Annotated in this window: 11 protein-coding genes, 1 pseudogene and 1 riboswitch; of the genes and pseudogenes, 6 read left to right on the top strand and 6 right to left on the bottom strand. The window is 36.6% G+C overall.

Annotated elements, in window-relative coordinates; translation table 11 throughout:
• The first annotated feature begins 38 nt into the window (after positions 1 to 38).
• Entirely contained in the window at positions 39 to 1685 is a 1647-nt protein-coding gene (gene groL, locus B8W84_RS05890) for a chaperonin GroEL (RefSeq protein ID WP_094752347.1), read from the top strand.
• A gap of 138 nt (positions 1686 to 1823) precedes the next feature.
• On the opposite strand, the gene B8W84_RS05885 is transcribed toward groL, so the two are convergent.
• The gene (locus B8W84_RS05885; protein WP_094752346.1) at positions 1824 to 2444 is read right to left on the bottom strand and encodes a pseudouridine synthase; all 621 of its coding nucleotides are present in this window, start codon (positions 2442 to 2444) and stop codon (positions 1824 to 1826) included.
• A gap of 806 nt (positions 2445 to 3250) precedes the next feature.
• Here B8W84_RS05885 and B8W84_RS05875 point away from each other — a divergent pair.
• The 3 genes and pseudogenes from B8W84_RS05875 to B8W84_RS05870 all read left to right on the top strand — a co-directional run bounded on the left by B8W84_RS05875 (position 3251) and on the right by B8W84_RS05870 (position 7276).
• Entirely contained in the window at positions 3251 to 3520 is a 270-nt protein-coding gene (locus tag B8W84_RS05875; RefSeq protein WP_143522284.1) for a hypothetical protein, read from the top strand.
• A 12-nt stretch (positions 3521 to 3532) separates the two neighbouring features.
• A pseudogene (locus B8W84_RS08235) lies at positions 3533 to 3907 on the top strand (hypothetical protein); the annotation flags it as partial.
• Positions 3881 to 7276, top strand: coding sequence for an NAD-glutamate dehydrogenase (locus B8W84_RS05870; RefSeq protein WP_374220149.1), 3396 nt, complete (start codon positions 3881 to 3883; stop codon positions 7274 to 7276). The pseudogene B8W84_RS08235 and the gene B8W84_RS05870, both read left to right, overlap by 27 nt.
• 716 nt (positions 7277 to 7992) lie before the next feature.
• Here the strand turns inward: B8W84_RS05870 and pntB are convergent.
• From pntB to rapA, 4 genes are all read right to left on the bottom strand, one after another.
• On the bottom strand, positions 7993 to 9366 hold the full coding sequence (gene pntB, locus B8W84_RS05865; RefSeq protein ID WP_094752343.1) for a Re/Si-specific NAD(P)(+) transhydrogenase subunit beta: 1374 nt from the start codon (positions 9364 to 9366) through the stop codon (positions 7993 to 7995).
• Positions 9367 to 9368: 2 nt separating this feature from the next.
• Positions 9369 to 10910: a Re/Si-specific NAD(P)(+) transhydrogenase subunit alpha gene (locus tag B8W84_RS05860; RefSeq protein ID WP_094752342.1), complete on the bottom strand. Its 1542-nt coding sequence runs from the start codon at positions 10908 to 10910 to the stop codon at positions 9369 to 9371.
• A 166-nt stretch (positions 10911 to 11076) separates the two neighbouring features.
• A complete protein-coding gene (locus B8W84_RS05855; RefSeq protein ID WP_094752341.1) occupies positions 11077 to 11736 on the bottom strand; it encodes an RluA family pseudouridine synthase in 660 nt (219 codons plus the stop codon).
• Positions 11737 to 11794: 58 nt separating this feature from the next.
• The gene (gene rapA / locus B8W84_RS05850) at positions 11795 to 14707 is read right to left on the bottom strand and encodes an RNA polymerase-associated protein RapA (RefSeq protein ID WP_094752340.1); all 2913 of its coding nucleotides are present in this window, start codon (positions 14705 to 14707) and stop codon (positions 11795 to 11797) included.
• Between the two features lie 463 nt (positions 14708 to 15170).
• Here rapA and B8W84_RS05845 point away from each other — a divergent pair, with 463 nt between their 5' ends.
• Positions 15171 to 16103, top strand: a complete 933-nt coding sequence (locus B8W84_RS05845) for a M14 family metallopeptidase (protein ID WP_094752751.1) — start codon at positions 15171 to 15173, stop codon at positions 16101 to 16103.
• A gap of 282 nt (positions 16104 to 16385) precedes the next feature.
• Here B8W84_RS05845 and ribB read toward each other — a convergent pair whose 3' ends face one another.
• Positions 16386 to 17063 carry a 3,4-dihydroxy-2-butanone-4-phosphate synthase gene (gene ribB, locus B8W84_RS05840; RefSeq protein ID WP_094752339.1) on the bottom strand — a complete coding sequence of 226 codons (678 nt, stop codon included), beginning with the start codon at positions 17061 to 17063 and terminating at the stop codon, positions 16386 to 16388.
• Between the two features lie 102 nt (positions 17064 to 17165).
• Positions 17166 to 17322: riboswitch (FMN riboswitch) on the bottom strand.
• A gap of 198 nt (positions 17323 to 17520) precedes the next feature.
• Here ribB and htpG point away from each other — a divergent pair.
• Entirely contained in the window at positions 17521 to 19428 is a 1908-nt protein-coding gene (gene htpG, locus B8W84_RS05835) for a molecular chaperone HtpG (protein WP_094752338.1), read from the top strand.
• The last annotated feature ends 17 nt before the right edge of the window (positions 19429 to 19445 follow it).

Here is a 19445-nt window from a genome sequence, read left to right as displayed (position 1 = left end):
AACAATTAAATCGATTTAATCAAATAAGGAAAAAAAATATGTCTGCAAAAGATGTGAAATTTGGAAATGAAGCACGTGTTAGAATGTTGGCTGGTGTAGATGTTATTGCTAATGCTGTCAAAGTAACACTGGGTCCTAAAGGTCGTAATGTAGTTATTGATAAAGCATTTGGTGCTCCGTATATTACAAAAGATGGTGTCACGGTTGCGAAAGAAATTGAACTTGAAGGTAAGTTTGAGAATATGGGTGCACAAATGGTGAAAGAAGTTGCTTCACAAACTAATGATGCGGCTGGAGATGGAACAACAACTGCAACAGTGCTTGCACAAGCTATTATTATCGAAGGTTTAAAAGCTGTTGCTGCTGGAATGAATCCGATGGATCTTAAACGTGGCATAGATAAAACAGTTAAAGCTGCTGTCATTGAATTAAAAGCTATTTCAACGCCTTGTTCTGACACCAAAGCTATCACTCAAGTCGGTACAATCTCTGCTAACGCCGATTTAGAAATTGGTGAAATCATTGCTGAAGCGATGCAAAAAGTAGGTAATGAAGGTGTTATTACCGTAGAAGAAGGACAGGGTCTGGAAAATGAATTAGACGTTGTTGAAGGTATGCAGTTTGATCGTGGTTACTTATCGCCTTATTTTACGACTAATCAAGAAATGGGTACGGTTGAACTTGAAGCTCCATATATCTTATTAGTTGATAAAAAAATCTCAAATATTCGTGAATTATTACCTACACTTGAAGCTGTTGCTAAAGCATCTAAACCTCTTCTTATTTTAGCTGAAGATGTTGAAGGCGAAGCACTTGCTACATTAGTCATTAATAATATGCGTGGAATTGTAAAAGTTGCGGCTGTAAAAGCGCCTGGATTTGGTGATCGTCGTAAAGCAATGCTACAAGATATAGCCGTATTAACAGCAGGAATTGTTATCTCGGAAGAGATTGGTTTAGATCTAGAAAAAGTGCAACTTTCAGATCTAGGTCAAGCAAAACGTGTTGTTATCAGTAAAGATGAAACAACGATCATTGACGGTGCGGGCAACGAAGAAACGATTAAAGCGCGTGTTAGTCAAATCAAACAGCTTATTGACGCTTCATCATCTGATTATGATAAAGAAAAATTACAAGAGCGTAGTGCTAAGCTTGCTGGTGGCGTTGCTGTTATTAAAGTGGGTGCTACGACTGAAGTTGAAATGAAAGAGAAAAAAGATCGTGTAGATGATGCTTTACATGCAACACGTGCAGCGGTTGAAGAAGGCGTTGTTGCTGGTGGTGGTGTGGCATTAGTACGTGTAGCTGAAAGACTTAAAGACCTAGTTGGTGATAATGCGGATCAAAATGTAGGGATTAAAGTCGCTTTACGTGCAATGGAAGCTCCACTGCGTCAAATCGTGAGTAATTGTGGTGAAGAAGCATCTGTTGTGACAAATAGAGTGCAAGAAGGTGAAGGAAACTATGGTTATAACGCTGCGACTGGCGAATATGGCGATATGCTTGAAATGGGTATTCTAGATCCAACTAAAGTAACGCGCAGTGCGCTACAGTTTGCAGCATCTGTTGCAGGCATGATGATCACTACAGAATGTATGATCACAGATATTCCTGTTGAGGCATCTTCTAGTATGCCTGATATGGGTGGTATGGGTGGTATGGGTGGTATGGGCGGTATGATGTAAATACCCAAATACTTTTAAAGCCCGTAAGCCTAATGCTTACGGGCTTTTTTATTGACTTTATTCTCTAAAATATTCCTTTATATCCAAGATATGATTCGGTGTTCTTCTAAACAAAGGGTTGAATTAATGTTTTGGGCATTAGCGATTAAGCGCAGCGTCAAAATTAGGTAGCGTAACAACGTCACCAGCAATCATGCTGTCTATATGGATATCGCCAATCCGAACTCTTACCAGTCTTAAGGTTGCAAAGCCCACTGCAGCCGTCATTTTTCTTATCTGACGATTTTTTCCTTCACAGAGAGTGATAGATATCCAGCTAGTAGGACCATGTCTAGTATCTCGAATTTTACGACCACGAGAGGGGAGTTGTGGCTCATTATCTAACTTGAACGCTTTACAAGGCAGGGTTCGATATTTAGCTCCATTAATACCAATCTCAACACTATTTTGTAGCAGTGACATGGCTTCGTGTGTGATTGCTCCATCAACTTGCACGTAGTACTCTTTTTCTATGCCTTTGTCTCTGACTTTGTAGCTCATCATACCATCGGTTGTGAGTAATAATAGGCCTTCGGAATCGTGATCTAATCGTCCAATCGCCATAATTTTATCGGGAAAGTTAAATAGTTCGCCGAGTAGATGTTTCTTCTTTCGTGATTCTGGTAAAAATTGACTTAAATAACCATATGGTTTAAATGTTTTGAAGTGCTGGTGATTTTTGTTTGGCTCTGAGAGCTCGGTTAAACTAGTAGTTGGCATTAAACATCGCCTTTATCGTAAGGTCTGACTCTGAGTGATATCGCATTATACAGTGAGGCTGGGCTAGATGTATTGCGTCGGCTAAGTGTAATGGTACAGTGAATTTTTCCGCCTAACTAGAGGTGAGATGCCAATAATCTAGATAATTTGTTTGATTTAAATCTTCAAACAGACTTACTCTCTGTGTCTTAGCTCATATTGGGCCTCATGTACCTATCTGTAATTAGTGAAAAGATGAGACCACATAAAAATGGTTGAAAAACAATGAATTATTAATACATTTTTCATTGTATTTGATCAGTGGCAACCCTCGACCAAGGTAGTAATATAGCAGTGCAGATTACTTAGTCTTTATGAAAGTACATCACCTTTTGCCATCGAGGAGTCGACGATAAAATAGCTGAGCTATAATAGTTAGCCATATAATCGGAGAAATTACATTTATTATTCGAATTATGGCGTTAAATAAAAAGGCCGGTGACTAAAATAAAATGGAGGCTAAAAATGAATCTGCAATATAAACTTAAATTAAAACTTGTATACAGTAGTTTGCAAGATATAGCTCAAATGATGGGATATTCAAAAACACACATATTTAAAGCTGCGCTGCGTATTGAAAATGTATTTAGTGATCATCAACTGAATTTATATGTAGGATCGTTTGATTTTAGATACAGTAATAAACAATTCATTTGGCGGAGAAAAAAAAGCGAGATAGTTATCAATCATATGTTTTTATAGATACAGAATTTAAACGAAAGAGCCAACCTATTTTTATGCTGGCGGTTTATGAATCGGTGCGACATATGCAACTGGATAGTGATATACAATTGTTACCCATTCATGAGCAAGTGGTGTACGTTCAATCATTAGTAAAAGCCCATTATGCTAATTGTAACGGTACTTTAGAGCTATGGGGTAACATACAGCGTTATGTGTTTTATTGTGCTAAAGGCTGTGTTTTAACTCTAAACGGTGATGGTGTTATTCTACAAGAGAATCCGACAGTGAATATCTCTTGTGCCACTTTAAGTGTTAAGAATCAGGATGTGATGAACCTTTTCATTAAAAAATAAAGCCATTATTACAAAGAGTTAGCACAAATATTGTGCACGTATCCTGTCGAAGATTTATTACTTTGTGATGAAAGTACATTATTAAAAAATGTGACTGAGGTTTTACATGCACAAGAGCGTAAGGAGATAAAATTATTTTTGCGCTGTGCTGCGAATAAACAATTTGTTATTGCCACAATATATGTACCGAGAGATATTTATAATACAAATGTAAGAATTATATTTGAAAAACTTATTTGTCGCTCGTTAGATGTCGATAGTCTTGATTACCAAACGTATTTAAGCGAATCTAGTTTGGCGCGTTTACGTCTAGTGTTGCGTTTAAAATCGCCCTTAAATAAAGTGCTCGAAGAGCAATTGATGCAAGATCGAATGAAACAATTAACTAAACGTTGGGATGATGATTTACATCAGGTCTTAATTGAACGTTTTGGCGAAGAAAAGGGTATTAAATTAAGCCATAAATATCAATTAGCTTTTCCAACTGGTTACCAAGATATATTTAGTTCGCGTATTGCGGTGGCAGATATTGAGCGTATGGAGTCGCTTTATAATAGCAAAGATCGTTCGATGACCTTGCGTTTTTATCGTTCTATTGAAGCGAATAGTAGCGATCTTAAATTAAAATTATTTCATCAAAATGGCGCGTTATTATTATCAGATTTGATCCCGATTTTAGAAAATTTAGGCTTAAAAGTCGCAGAAGAATATCCTTATAAAGTTATGCCTGTTGGAGAAAAATCATTTTGGTTATATGATTTTACTTTAATTTACAAGCATGGTGAAGATTTTGATGCGGATGCTTATAATGATATTTTTACCGATGCATTTTTGTCAATTTGGTATGGTGGAACGGAAAACGATCCGTTTAATAAATTAATTTTAGGTGCGGGAATGAGTTGGCGTGAAGTTAGTGTATTACGTGCTTATGCTAAATATCTAAAACAAATTTGTTTTGGTTTTAGCCATTATAGTATTGCGAAAACACTGTTACTGCATACAGAACTGGTCAAAGATATTTCACAACTCTTTCTTAAACGTTTTGATCTTAAGAATCCTATTAGTTTAAAAGAGCAAGAAAAACGTCAAAATGAAATAATTGCATCATTAAATGATGTTACTAATTTAAATGAAGATCGTGTTTTACGTAAATATGTAGAACTTATCATGGCGACATTACGCACGAATTACTTCCAGTTAAACGAAGGGAAAAACCATGACTATATCAGTTTTAAATTTGATCATAATAAGATAACTGATTTACCTCTACCACGTTTAAAATATGAAATATTTGTATATTCAACTCGATTTGAAGGTGTACATTTACGTGGCGGTAAAGTCGCGCGAGGAGGAATGCGTTGGTCTGATAGGGGTGAAGATTTCCGTACAGAAGTGCTGGGTCTTGTTAAAGCGCAACAAGTTAAAAATTCGGTGATTGTACCGGTCGGCGCGAAAGGTGGTTTTTTTGCTAAAAGACTACGCCCAACGATGAACCGAGAAGAGTTTATGAGTGAAGGCATCCATTGTTATAAAATGTTTGTCAGTGCTTTACTTGATATGACGGATAATTTGAATAAAGGCGAAATTGTAGCACCGCATGATATGATCCGTTATGACGGTGATGATCCGTATCTTGTAGTGGCTGCTGATAAGGGTACTGCAACATTTTCTGATATTGCTAATGCTTTGGCAACTGATCGTAACTTTTGGCTTAATGATGCGTTTGCTTCAGGTGGTAGTCATGGCTTTGATCATAAAAAAATGGGCATTACTGCACGAGGTGCATGGATTAGTGTGCAACGTCACTTCCGTGAGTTAGGTATTAATGTACAAGAAAAAATGATTAGTGTTATTGGTATTGGTGATATGGGGGGCGATGTATTTGGTAATGGCATGATAAGATCGAAATCAATTACTTTATTAGGCGCCTTTAACCATTTACATATCTTTATTGATCCGGCTCCTAAAGATTTAGAAGCTTGTTACAACGAGCGTTTACGTTTATTTAAAACGCCAAGAACAGGATGGAATGATTATAATAAAGATTTGATTTCAACGGGTGGTGGTATATATAATCGCACGGCAAAATCAATTAAGGTCACGCCAGAAATGGCGAAGCGTTTTGATATTTATCAAAAACAAGTAACACCAACTGAATTAATTAATTTCTTACTAAAAGCGCAAGTCGATCTTCTCTGGAATGGGGGTATAGGCACTTATGTTAAAGGTGAAATGGAAAGCCATGCGAATGTAGGTGACAAAGCGAATGATTTGTTACGGGTTAATGGTAATGAATTGCGCTGTCTTATTGTGGGTGAAGGTGGAAATTTAGGCTTCACACAAAGTGCGCGTATAGAGTTCTCATTAAAAGGTGGATTGTGTTTTACTGATGCCATTGATAATGCGGGTGGTGTAAACTGCTCAGATCTAGAAGTGAATGTTAAAATCTTGCTTGATAAGATTGTTTCTAAAGGTGATTTGACAGTTAAGCAACGTAATGTTTGGTTAGGTAAGATGACAAGTGAAGTTTCTTCTCTTGTACTTAAAAACAATTATCGTCAAGCGCAAAGTATTAGTATTGCATTCCTTAGTGGGTATACGCATCTTGAGGAATATTGTCGTTTAATTAGTGATTTAGAGGGCAAAGGTAAGCTCAATCGTAAATTAGAATGTATTCCTAGTGACGATGAGTTGAAAGAGCGTAAAAAGCTACAGAAGGGATTAACGCGTCCTGGAATAGCGGTCATGCTCTCTTATGCTAAAAATGAAATGAAGGAAGAGTTAGCACATGCCAAAATTTCAAATGATCCTTATTTATTAACAGAAGCGGAAAAAATATTTCCGGCGTCGTTAGTCAAAAATTATAAAAATGAAATCCATCAACATCCTCTTATTGATGAAATTGTGGCGACTCAAGTGAGTAATGATCTCTTCAATATTATGGGTGCTACGTTTGCACATCGAATCATGTCAAGTTCCGGTTGTTCTTTCTTAGAGCTATGTAAGGCTTGGGTTGCTGCTCGTGATATTTTTTCCTTAGATAGTATTTTGGAAAAAATAGAATCATTGGATAATAAAGTTGATTATACAGTACAGTGTCATTTAATTTCAGAGCTTAAAGAAATGGTAAGTCAGGCTACGCGCTGGCTTATTCGTAATCATCGTGATGATTTAGATACGGGACTTTTAATCAACAAATACCAAGATTCTGTGAAAGAGGTTGGTAGTGAAATTGATACTGTTTTAATCGGCAATGTGATGACATATCGAGCTTCATTGGTGCAATCATTAACTGACGGTGGCGTGCCTAAGGATCTTGCGCATCAATTATCAAGTTGTGATCAAATCTATGAACTATTAAGCGTTATTTCTGTCGCAGATAAGTTAAGCATTGATGCGTATTTATCAGCTCAAGTATATTTCTTTGTTGCGGATAAATTGCAGTTATTTGAAGTGGCAAAACAATTACATAGCTTACCGATTAAAACACATTGGCAAGCGCTTGCACATGAAGCGATGCGAGATGATTTAGAGTGGCAACATAAGCGTCTAACACAAACCGTTCTGCTTGAAATGAAAAAAGATGGGCACAAAGGTGGCGTTGAAAAAGCTTTTGAAATATGGGAAGAGCAACACGAAAATCTGGTTAAGCGTTGGTATCGTATGTCGGAAGCTTTACTTGCCGTTAATATTCCTGAGTTTAGTATGTGCCAAGTGGCATTACGTGAATTACTCGATTTATCAAGTAGTTCGTAGAAGGATCTTTACCTGAGGAGATGCTTAGTAAAGATAACGTTATCGGTTATTGTCTCTCATAGAGTACTAAGTATTTGTGCGATAAAGAACGCTAAAAGCAGTGCAACATTCATTGATGCACTGCTTTTTCATGAGTGATAATATGTGTTTAGACTCGATATATTATTTTTTGTTGGTGATGAATAACGTATGTTGGCATCCCAATATTTTATAGATTGTTCGTGGTGAGAATTTATAAACGTGTTTAGTTTTTTATCTTCTGTATTTCTTTATCTTAGTATCTTGAATGATGTGAGCCCCCCCCAAAATTTGTAATGTTTCATCAGGATTTATCTGTTGATTATTTGTATGTATTTAATTTGTCTAGGACGTTTGCACAATTTTTATAGGCGATATAATTAAAAAATAGGCGATATAATTAGAAAATCTATGCGCAGTTTTGGTGCTATTCAAAAGAGTAAATGTGGATGAAGTGCAATGTGGTTGGTTGAACTCGCTATAATTGGATAGGTGAAAATGCGTCATGAGGACTGTTTTTTTGTGTTATCTGCATTGATTGCATGTTATTACAACATTGAAGTTTGTCATAATAATCATTGATGTTGTAAAATAAATCTGTGTCTTTATAAACGTATTTTTATCGGTAAGTTGGATATAAAAAATCCGCACCGTTAAGTTAACGATGTGGATTTTTTTATGCTAGCGTACTCTTTATATTATAGATTTTTCAAAATAGCGGTAACGGATACTTTCGCGTCACCTAATAACATTTCTGAATTTTCTTTAAAGAAGAGAGGGTTTTGTACACCGGCATAACCGACACCCATTGAGCGTTTAAAGATGAAGACCTTACTGGCATTCCAAACACTTAGCACTGGCATTCCAGAGATAGGTGTCCCAGGCTCATTCGCCGCAGGATTCACGGTATCATTTGCACCAATAACTAATACTACGTCTGTCTTTTCAAAGTCATCATTGATTTCGTCCATTTCTAAAACGATATCATAAGGCACTTTTGCTTCCGCTAATAATACATTCATATGACCAGGAAGGCGTCCTGCAACAGGATGAATGCCAAAACGCACATTTTTCCCTTTACTGCGCAATATTTTAGTTAATTCGGCAACTGGATATTGTGCTTGTGCAACTGCCATACCATAACCAGGTACAATCACTATGTTTTTAGCCATAGATAGTGTCTCTGCAACTTCGCTTGCGCTTGTTTCAATATGTGTACCTTGGTCGACATCAGTATTTTGGACAAACGTTTCATTACCAAAGCCACCTAAAATAACACTGACAAATGAGCGATTCATTGCTTTACACATAATGTAAGAAAGTATCGCCCCACTTGAACCTACTAATGCACCGGTAATAATCAGAAGATCATTCGAGAGCATAAATCCGGTTGCAGCCGCTGCCCAACCCGAATAAGAGTTAAGCATAGAGACAACAACGGGCATATCTGCCCCACCAATAGATGCAACAAGGTGAATACCAAAGAGTGATGCAATAACTGCCATAATAATCAATGCCGTTAGTCCTAAATCACCTCCGACAAAGCTCACAAGAAGAAAAGCTGAAATTGCCATTGCACTTAGATTTATCCAGTTTTTACCTGGTAGAGATAATGCGGTGCTTTTTACGCGCCCACTTAATTTACCAAAAGCAACAAGAGAGCCTGTAAAGGTGACGGCGCCGATAAAGATCCCTAAGAAAACTTCAACGTTATGTATGCTTTGTGCCGTACCGATAAGAACGCCATGGTCAAGGTAAGAGTTGAAACCGATAAACGTGGCAGCTAGACCTACAAAGCTATGTAATATAGCGATAAGCTCAGGCATCGATGTCATTTCGACTTTTAACGCTAAGCGAACGCCAATTAAAGCGCCCACTATCATTGCGATAGTGATATAACCGAGTCCTGATACTTGAGAGCTTGCTACGGTCGCAACGACCGCCATGAACATACCTATGATACCGAAGACGTTACCGCGTTTTGCTGTTTCTTGACTGCTCAGTCCATTAAGGCTAGATATAAACAGGATAGCTGCAATAATATATATAGCTGTGATTAATCCTTGAGACATGATTATTTATCCTTTTGGAACATTTTCAACATACGGTGTGTGACGGTAAAACCACCCACAATGTTGATGCTTGCAATAAGAGTTGCAATAATTGATAACACGGTAACAATAGCGTTATCGCTACCAACTTGTAATAGAGCACCAATAACAATAATACCGCTGATGGCATTCGTCACACTCATTAGTGGAGTATGTAGTGAATGTGCAACATTCCAAACCACACCGTAGCCGATGATGCAGGCAAGTATAAATACGGTAAAGTGAGCTAAAAAGTCACTTGGAGCAATACTTGCTACGTAACCAAATAAACATGCGAAAATTAATACGGCAAGGGGTTTAATATATTTATTAGATTTTTTTTCTGGAGTAACGGTGGCAACTTTGGGTGCTACTTTAGGCGCTGGCGTTGCGCTAACATTGATAGGTGGAGCTGGCCAAGATATCTTACCTTCTTTAATGACAGTAGCACCACGGATAACTTCATCTTCAAAATCAAGATCAATCAGACCATCTTTATTTTTACAAAGTAGTTTCATTAAATTAACTAAATTGTTGGAGTAAAGTTGACTTGATTGTGTTGCAAGTCGACTCGGTAAATCTGTATAGCCGATAATACGCACGCCATTGTCGGTAACAAAAACTTCATCTTTAACCGTAAATGCAGCGTTTCCGCCAGCTTGAGCCGCCAAATCGACAATAACACTGCCTGATTTCATGGATGCAATCATCTCTTTAGAAATTAGTTTTGGTGCAGGTTTTCCAGGGATAAGTGCAGTCGTGATAATAATATCTACGTCTTTAGCTTGTTCTGCCATCATTAATGCTTGTGCATCTTGATAGCCTTTACTCATTGTTTTAGCATAACCCGATGTGCTGACTTCTTCTTCTTCTTGGTAATTAACCTCTAAGAATTCAGCACCCATACTTTCAACTTGCTCTTTTACTTCGGGGCGAGTGTCAAATGCACGGACAATAGCGCCTAAACTACCGGCGGTTCCAATGGCTGCAAGGCCTGCAACACCAGCGCCTATGATCATTACTTTTGCTGGTGGAACTTTACCCGCTGCGGTAATTTGTCCTGTAAAGAAGCGTCCAAATTCATTCGCAGCTTCAATAACCGCACGATAACCTGCGATATTGGCCATTGAACTTAAAGCATCTAATGCTTGTGCTCTCGAGATACGAGGCACGCTGTCCATCGCAATTACACTTATATTTTTTGCTTCAAGCTGTTTAAGTAGTTCAGGATTTTGTGCTGGCCAGATAAAGCTGACCAGAGTGGCACCCTCTTTAATCAAGTCTATTTCAGATGAAGTCGGCGCATTGACTTTAAAAATGATATCTGATTGCCATACTTGTGCCGTATCAGCAGAAATGTTGGCGCCGGCTTCTTTAAAAGCCGTATCGGAAAAGCTTGCGTTTGCGCCAGCGTTGTTTTCGACAAGAAATGAGAAACCTTGTTTTATCAACAGTTCAACCGTTTTAGGTGTTGCTGCGACACGATTTTCATTTTCTTGGATCTCTTTAGGTATACCTATTTGCATAGTAAGTCCATGATCGTTAGTGTAATGAATACTATATATGAGGAGTTAAAAATCCTTTACTAGTATATTTGTTTTTTTATTTCGTTTTAGCTGTGTGATGTGAACCAACGTTGAATCTGTCATATTTAAAAAACATTTTATTTCTAAATATTGAAAGCTGCAATATTTAGAAATTTGCAGGGCAATAAAAGCTAACGCGCTCTTCGGTGCTCGGATGTATTAAACTAATTTTAGCTGCGTGTAAGGCTAAGCGTTGCATTGACAGTTGTTTACCAAAAACGCTTGCATAAAAATCATCCCCAATGATTGGATGGCCAATTTGTTGCATATGTACGCGTAATTGGTGTGTACGGCCGGTAAGGGGGGTGAGTTCCACAAGGGTTGTTTGCTGTTCACGAGATAGTACTTTCCATTGGGTTTGTGAGCTTTTACCTTGTTCAAAATCAACAATTTGGCGAGGCCTATTTTCCCAGTCACAGCGGATAGGCAAATCGACTAAACCCGTGTCTTCTTTTATGATACCTTCTACTCGCGCGATATATGTTTTAGCAATCATTTTTTTTTGAAATTGTCGTCCGATGTGACTTTGTGCAGATTTACGCATAGCTAAAATAATGAGTCCAGATGTCGCCAGATCTAAACGATGTACAACACAAGCATTTGGCCAAACACGTAAAATTCGTAGAGCTAAACTGTCTCTGTGTTTGATTTCTCTGCCGGGAACACTTAATAGTCCCGCTGGTTTATTGAGTACCACTATATCTTCATCGTGATAAAGAATGTCGAGATAAGGTTTTTTAGGTGGGTTATAAACAAAATTTGGCATATTAATTCTTTTGTCTCTCGGTAAAGTGATCACCGTGACAGATGATCACTTTTAGGTTTTAGGATTGGGTTGAAACAATAAAACGGATAGCATCTAATTTTAATTGTGTATTATTTAATATATTTTCAAAGTTACTTTGCTGGTCTCGAATAAATTCTAACTCTTCTTCACGGATATTCGGATTAATAGCTTGTAGGATCTGTAATCTATCATGCTCGCTTTGTAATGTTTGTTGCATATTTTCTTTTGCCTCAGTTAATACATTTTGCATTAAAGATTTGGCAATGGGTAATGAATCTTTAATCAGTTGATGTATTAACGTTTGGGAGGTATTGGCAATTTTTCGGCTAATATGGCGATTAATCGGGCTTAACTGTCGGTTAAAGCTATCAAAAGTGACATTTTCACCAAGATTTTTACCTTTTTTGTCCAACAATAAGCGAATAGGTGTTGTAGGTAAAAATCGACTTAATTGCGCATTATCCGTATTGAGTGCTTCTACAATATAAATTAATTCTAAAAATATAGTGGCTGCGGGTAATGCATTATTTTTTAAAATTGCGACAGAAGTAGTGCCCGTATCACTGCTTAATATCATTTCCATCCCTCCCGTTATCATGGGATGTTCCCAACTTAAAAAGTGTACATCATCACGGCTTAATGCAGTTTGACGATTAAATGTAACGGTTGCTCCATCGTCGGGTAGACTTGGAAAATTAGGGGTAAGCATATGCTCTGTCGGACGCAGTATAATACAGTTATCACTTTGATCTTCTTGCTGTACGCCAACAACATCAAAAAGTTGTAATGCAAAGGTTGTAAACTCAGGGCGTTGATCAATCTCATAAATATCATCAATCAAATTACTTTTTTGTAGTATTCCGCTTGAGTTTATTTCTAATAAACGATCACGCCCTTGCTCTAATTGTTTTTTTAAGTGTGCATTTTCAGTACGCGTAATACTCAGTAAGTTTTCAAATTCATTATCATCATTGTTGCTCGTTGCAAGTAACGTAATGAGTTGATCTTTGACTTTTTGATATACCATTTGTCCCGTCGGCGTTGTTTGGCTAAAGGCCGATAATCCATCTTCATACCATTTTTGTAAAAAAGCTTGTGCTGTATCTTTTAAATAAGGGGTATAAATTTGAATGTCACAATGTTGACCTATTCTATCTAAGCGACCAATACGTTGCTCTAATAAGTCTGGATTAATAGGAAGATCAAAAAGAACTAAATGATGTGCAAATTGGAAGTTTCGGCCTTCTGAACCAATTTCAGAGCAGATCATTACCTGAGCACCACCTTCACTTTGCGCAAAATAAGCTGCGGCTTTATCTCGCTCAATGAGAGATAATCCTTCGTGAAAAACACCGGCTTTAATTGCTTCTTTTGTGCGCAGTGCCTCTTCAATCGCTAATGTAGTCGTTGCTTGAGCTGTAATGATTAATATCTTTTCATCTTTCAATTGTAGTATTAAGTCAATTAACCAACTAATGCGCGGATCAAATTCACACCAAGAGTTTTCGCTAGTTCCTTCAAATTTTTGATACATTTGCTCAGGGTAAAGGGCATTAAAAGCTTGTTCTTCAAGAGTTCCTGAACGGAACATTTTAGATACCTTCATGGCGGTTTTATATTGTTCAGGTAAAGTTAATGCAATGGATTTTAAAATCCGCTTAGGAAAACCTTTAATAGACGCGCGTGTATTTCTAAAGAGTAAACGACCAGTACCGTGTCTGTCGAGTAAACTGCGTATTAATTCATGTTGTGCTTGTTGGCGCTCACTATTCTCAGGTGGTAGGTTTTCAATGCTGTTTAATAGAGGTTGCACATCTTGCTCTGCCAATAATTCAGTGATGACATTTTGTTGCTCATTACTCATTGCTTTATTCTCAAGCAGTAAGTTAACGGCATCAGCAATCGGTTTATAAGCTTTTTCTTCTTTTACAAATGTTTGATAATCAAAAAATCGACTGGGATCTAATAAGCGTAAACGTGCAAAATGGCTTTCGTGGCCTAGTTGTTCCGGAGTTGCGGTTAATAATAGAACGCCAAGAATATCATTGGCTAATGCTTCAATAACTTGATATTCCCTGCTAGGTTTGTCTTTATGCCAAATTAAGTGATGAGCTTCATCAACAATAAGTAAATCCCATTGCGCTTCTAAAGCCGATTCAATATGGACTTTTTTGCATAGCATTTTAAGACTACAAAGAATAAGTTGTTCTGTTTCAAAAGGATTAACACCATCAGCGTAAGCATCATTACAACGGCTATCATCAAAGATACTAAAATGAAGGTTGAAACGGCGCATCATTTCAACAAGCCATTGATGTTGTAAATTTTCAGGTAATATAATTAAAACTCGCTTGGCGCGGCCTGTAATAATTTGCTGATGAATGATAAGTCCAGCTTCAATGGTTTTGCCAAGACCTACTTCATCGGCTAATAAAATTCGTGGTGCATGGCGTTTACTGACTTCTTCTGCAATATAAAATTGGTGTGGGATTAAATCAACGCGTGCACCTAATAAACCTCGATGCTGAGATTTTTGTTGCTGATATTGGTTAGTAAATGATTTATAGCGTAAAGCGAAACGTTCGAATTTATCAATTTTACCAGCAAAGAGTTTATCTTGTGGTTTATTAAATTTGATAAAGTTATTTAAAAAAGTTTCTTTGAGTATAACTTTTTCATTCGTTAGTATATTTGTACCAGTATAAATCGTTAGATTATCGATTTCATCTATTGTGGAGACTAATATTGTTTGGTCATCGTGACTTAATATTTCATCTCCAATATTATAAAGAACACGAGTTATGGGTGCTTCTTCTCGAGAGTAAAGTCGCTGCTCACCAGAGGCCGAAAATAATAATGTGAGCATGCGATTGTCAATAGCAACGATTGTACCAAGGCCTAGTTCTGATTCAGCATCGCTTATCCAACGTTGCCCCAATGAAAATGTCATAAAATACCACTCAAAAATAAAACGGGAAAAATAGAGGAGGCGTATAATACCTATATCCAGCTATAAAGTGTTAGTGCTAAAGTGAATAAAAGAGAAATATCATACTTATTTTTCTTAGAAAAAATAAACGCATATAAATGCAAGAGAAACACTTATTGTACATAATACATTCAGTTTGATATTTATTTCTAAATATAGGTAATAAACGCTTGCCAATGTGCTGTAGATGTCTATAATGCAGAGATATTTGTTATTTATTTGTCACTTATAATTGAAGATTTTTAATCTTATCCGTATAGCAATTAACTATTAGACCCATGTTAATGAAATGTAAACTATTCTTTGCATAAATTGTTTGTTTTGTGAGCAGTGACGAAGTGAGGTAAAAGAGAAAAAATATTGTTTGCAAAATATTAGCATATGGCTAAGGTGTGATCTGATGAGACAAGTTGAGGATAACATAATGCGTAAAAAACTGAGTTACACTATAGGTATGACCGGTAAAAAATGGGCCACCAAAGAAAAACAGGAGTGGTTATCCTTGCAAGTAAAAAAACGGGATTACTTTATTGATATAGTAACTAAAATTAATTTGTTATCTAAAAAATTCGATGTTATTGAATATGGGAAACTTAAATATAACACTGAATTCCCTTTATACGCGTTGAAAACAAAAAATTGGCATGATAGTAAAAAAATTATTTTAATCACTGGAGGGGTACATGGATATGAATCTAGTGGTGTCCATGGCGCATTACAATTTGCTCAATTGCAAGTTGAAAAGTATGAGCAACAATTTAATTTTATTATTGTGCCGTGTATTAGTCCTTGGGGATATGAAATGATTCAACGTTGGAATCCTAATGCATGCGATCCAAATCGTTCTTTTTCTAATGGAAATAGTGTCGCCGAAGCAGAACTGTTGCTACGTTTTTGTGAAAAATATCAACAAGATTTTATTGCCCATTTTGATTTACATGAAACAACAGATCTGGATGAATCTGAATTTAGACCCGCATTAGCAGCGCGAGATGGTTTATTAGACTTTGAAGAAATGATCCCTGATGGGTTTTATACTGTTGGCGATATTGAAAACCCTCAAGATGAATTTCAAGCAGAAATCATAAAAAATGTAAAAAAGGTAACGTTTATTACTCAAGCAGATAAATACGGGAAAATAATTGATTGTTTAGTTACGCAAGAGGGCGTTATTAATTATCCATTAAAAAAACTTAACCTATGTGCGAGTATTACCCACGCGCCATATGTGACTACTACTGAGGTATACCCAGATAATTCTAGAGTGACATATCAAGAATGTAATGAAGCTCAAGTTGCGGCGATTTGTGGAGGTTTAAATTATATTTTAAATAAGGATAAGGCTTTATTTATCTGAATATTGTTAGTCAATGCCGAGTTGTTTAGGTATGGAAATACTGCTGAATATTTTATATTTAAGTGCTTGGCGCAGTGTTGTGCTCATAATCTTTAGATAGCAATTTTCGTTACAGTGTAACGTTATAGGCTAAGTCTAATAGTGAGCCATAAAGAGGTAGTTATATTAGCGCTGTCAAATTTTAATGTAAGTACATTATCATTTTATTTTAGGCTGTAAGTATAATTACCACTTTATGGAAAATATTATATTAAAGGTCGTATGGTATAAACAGGTGCTTTTTTATGGCTGAGTTTGTTTTTTATTTTTAATATAAAGAACTAAATCTTCAATGCTAATAACGGGAAAGTTATATTCTGAAGCGTAGCGTAATGCTTGTGCTAAACGTACCATTGTGCCATCGGGGTTGGTCAGTTCACAGATAACACCTGCAGGATTTAATTTTGCTAATTTCATTAAATCAATAGATGCTTCGGTATGACCGCGACGTTTAAGTACGCCACCATCAACAGCTTGTAATGGAAATACATGTCCAGGGCGGGACAATGATTTAGATGTTGCCTTACTATTAATGGCCGCTTTAATCGTTGTGACTCTATCTTGTGCAGAGACACCTGTCGTGACGCCTTCATGAGCTTCAATTGACACGGTATAAGCCGTATGATTTTGGCTGTTATTGTTGGTGACCATTTGCGGTAAGTCTAAAGTTTCACATCTTGATTTTTCTAAACATAAACAGACAATGCCGCTACCCTCGCGGATCATTAATGCCATTTGCTCTGTTGTCAAATGTTCTGCAGAGAAGATAAAATCCACTTCATTTTCTCTACTTTCATCATCAACAACTAAAACGCCTTTCCCTTGTTGCAGGGTCAGGATAGCTTCTTGAATGCTAGACAATGTGTTAATTTTAAATACGTTGTTACATTGCTCTGTATGGTTTTTTTGTGTTTGATCCATAATATAATCCTAATGTAGGGTGATGAATCAAGGCATGTTCAAGAAATATTGTGCAATAAAATCCACAATACAGAATAGGAAACGCGTGTGTACACGTCGTCTATTCATTCTCTTTTATCCGGACTTTAACCGTCGGCTCCAGGTTTTCACTGGATCTGCTGACTTTTTTATTATTTAAAATAAAAAACGCTCGTGGGCTGTTGCATTTTTCATACAATTTACCACCGGTGGGGACTTTCACCCCGCCCTGAGAATAATGCTTACTTAAGCGCAGAAAGTATAATCGAATCAAAAAAAAATGGGCATATAAATCTTAATTATCTTACATGAGAGAGAAATATAAATTATTTTGTGACATTTTATTGCGTGAGCCTTGAAAAAAGAAAAGAGTATCCCCATTTTATTTTTATCGTTTAATCAGGATCTTAATTGATTCTTTCAAAGAGAAAAACATATTATGGAACAAAAACAACAAAATCATACCTTTAGTGCTGATACTGGTAAACTTCTTAAACTAATGATTCATTCTTTATATTCTAATAAAGAAATATTTTTACGTGAACTTGTTTCTAATGCAGCCGATGCAGCAGATAAATTACGTTTTAAAGCGCTGTCTGATGATTCTCTTTTTGAAAATGATAGTGAATTACGCGTACGTTTAAGTTTTGATAAAGAAGCTAAAACAATTACTATTAGTGATAATGGTATTGGTATGACTCGTGAAGAAGTCATTGAACATTTAGGTACTATTGCTAAATCCGGAACCAGCGATTTTTTTGAGCAACTCTCTGGCGACCAAGCAAAAGATACGCAATTAATTGGTCAATTTGGGGTTGGTTTTTATTCTTCATTTATTGTTGCGGATAAAGTAGTTGTTAATACTCGTAAAGCGGGTGCTGCAGCCGATACAGGCACATCATGGTCATCAACGGGCGAGTCTGATTATAATGTTGCAAACCTAGTTAAAGAAGAGCGTGGTACTGAAATAATTTTGCATCTGCGTGATGATGAAACTGAATTTTTAAATGATTACAAATTGCGTACCGTTGTTGCTAAATATTCTGATCATATTAGTATTCCGGTTGAAATGTATGTTGAAGCCGTGGCTGAAATTGAAAATAAAGATGGTGAAAATACGCCAGCTGTTCCTGCAAAATGGGAATCAATAACGAAAGCGAGTGCTTTATGGAGCTGTGCTAAATCTGAACTTAAAGATGAAGATTACCAAGCTTTTTATAAGCATATAGCCAATGATTTTGAAAACCCATTAATATGGAGTCATAACAAGGTTGAAGGTGAGCAAGAGTATACGAGTTTATTGTATATTCCTAAACGTGCACCATTTGATTTATGGAACCGTGAAAAAGTGCATGGTTTAAAACTTTATGTGCAACGTGTTTTCATTATGGATGATGCAGAACAATTTATGCCAACATATTTACGTTTTGTAAAAGGCATATTAGATTCAAATGATTTACCTTTGAATGTTTCGCGTGAAATTTTGCAAGACAATCGTATTACGGCTAAATTACGCAGTGCATGTACTAAACGTGTTCTTTCTATGTTGACTAAATTTGCTAAGAAAAATGTTGAAGAATACAATAAATTTTGGGAGCAATTTGGTCAAGTATTGAAAGAAGGCCCAGCTGAAGACATGGGCAATAAAGAGAAAATAGCAAAATTATTCCGTTTCTCTTCAACAGAAACAGATGCTATTGAGCAAACAGTGTCATTAGATGCATATATTGAGCGTATGCAAGAAAACCAAGAGCATATTTATTACATTACAGCCGATAGCTTTAATGCGGCTAAAAATAGTCCTCATTTAGAGCTATTACGTAAAAAAGGCATTGAAGTTTTATTGCTTAGCGATCGTGTTGATGAATGGTTATTAAGTCACTTACCTGAATATGAAGGTAAAAAGTTCACTTCAGCTACGCAAGGCGATTTAGACTTGGGTAAACTAGATAGTGAAGAAGATAAAAAAGAACAAGAGAAACAAGAAACCGAGTTTGCGAGTTTCATTGAGCGTGTTAAAGAAGTGTTAGGTGATAAAGTTAAAGAGGTGCGGATCACGCATCGTTTAACCGCAACACCTTCTTGTATCGTTGCAGATAGCGATGATATGAGCACTCAAATGGCAAAATTAATGGCACAAATGGGACAATCTGTGCCAGAAAGCAAGCCTATTTTTGAATTAAATCCTGAACATATCATGGTAGTAAAACTTGCAGATATGGCAGATGAAGAGCTATTTAAGCAATGGTCTGAATTGTTACTTGAACAAGCTATTTTATCTGAGAAGGGTAGTTTGGACGACCCATCTGAATTTGTTAACCGTATTAATAAATTATTAATGGCTTAATCGTTAAGTAAACGAAG

The sequence above is a fragment of the Psychromonas sp. CD1 genome, from assembly GCF_002239585.1.
Lineage (GTDB): Bacteria > Pseudomonadota > Gammaproteobacteria > Enterobacterales > Psychromonadaceae > Psychromonas.
The sequence above is the reverse complement of the archived record's forward strand: the minus strand, read 5'-3'. Positions and strand labels throughout refer to the sequence as shown.

Coding starts and splice junctions, on each gene's coding strand:
- rapA (WP_094752340.1), bottom strand. CDS start 14,707: ATGACATTTTCATTGGGGCAACGTTGGATAAGCGATGCTGAATCAGAA.
- B8W84_RS05855 (WP_094752341.1), bottom strand. CDS start 11,736: ATGCCAAATTTTGTTTATAACCCACCTAAAAAACCTTATCTCGACATT.
- B8W84_RS05845 (WP_094752751.1), top strand. CDS start 15,171: ATGCGTAAAAAACTGAGTTACACTATAGGTATGACCGGTAAAAAATGG.
- B8W84_RS05875 (WP_143522284.1), top strand. CDS start 3,251: ATGCAACTGGATAGTGATATACAATTGTTACCCATTCATGAGCAAGTG.
- B8W84_RS05885 (WP_094752346.1), bottom strand. CDS start 2,444: ATGCCAACTACTAGTTTAACCGAGCTCTCAGAGCCAAACAAAAATCAC.
- ribB (WP_094752339.1), bottom strand. CDS start 17,063: ATGGATCAAACACAAAAAAACCATACAGAGCAATGTAACAACGTATTT.
- B8W84_RS05860 (WP_094752342.1), bottom strand. CDS start 10,910: ATGCAAATAGGTATACCTAAAGAGATCCAAGAAAATGAAAATCGTGTC.
- B8W84_RS05870 (WP_374220149.1), top strand. CDS start 3,881: ATGCAAGATCGAATGAAACAATTAACTAAACGTTGGGATGATGATTTA.
- pntB (WP_094752343.1), bottom strand. CDS start 9,366: ATGTCTCAAGGATTAATCACAGCTATATATATTATTGCAGCTATCCTG.
- htpG (WP_094752338.1), top strand. CDS start 17,521: ATGGAACAAAAACAACAAAATCATACCTTTAGTGCTGATACTGGTAAA.
- groL (WP_094752347.1), top strand. CDS start 39: ATGTCTGCAAAAGATGTGAAATTTGGAAATGAAGCACGTGTTAGAATG.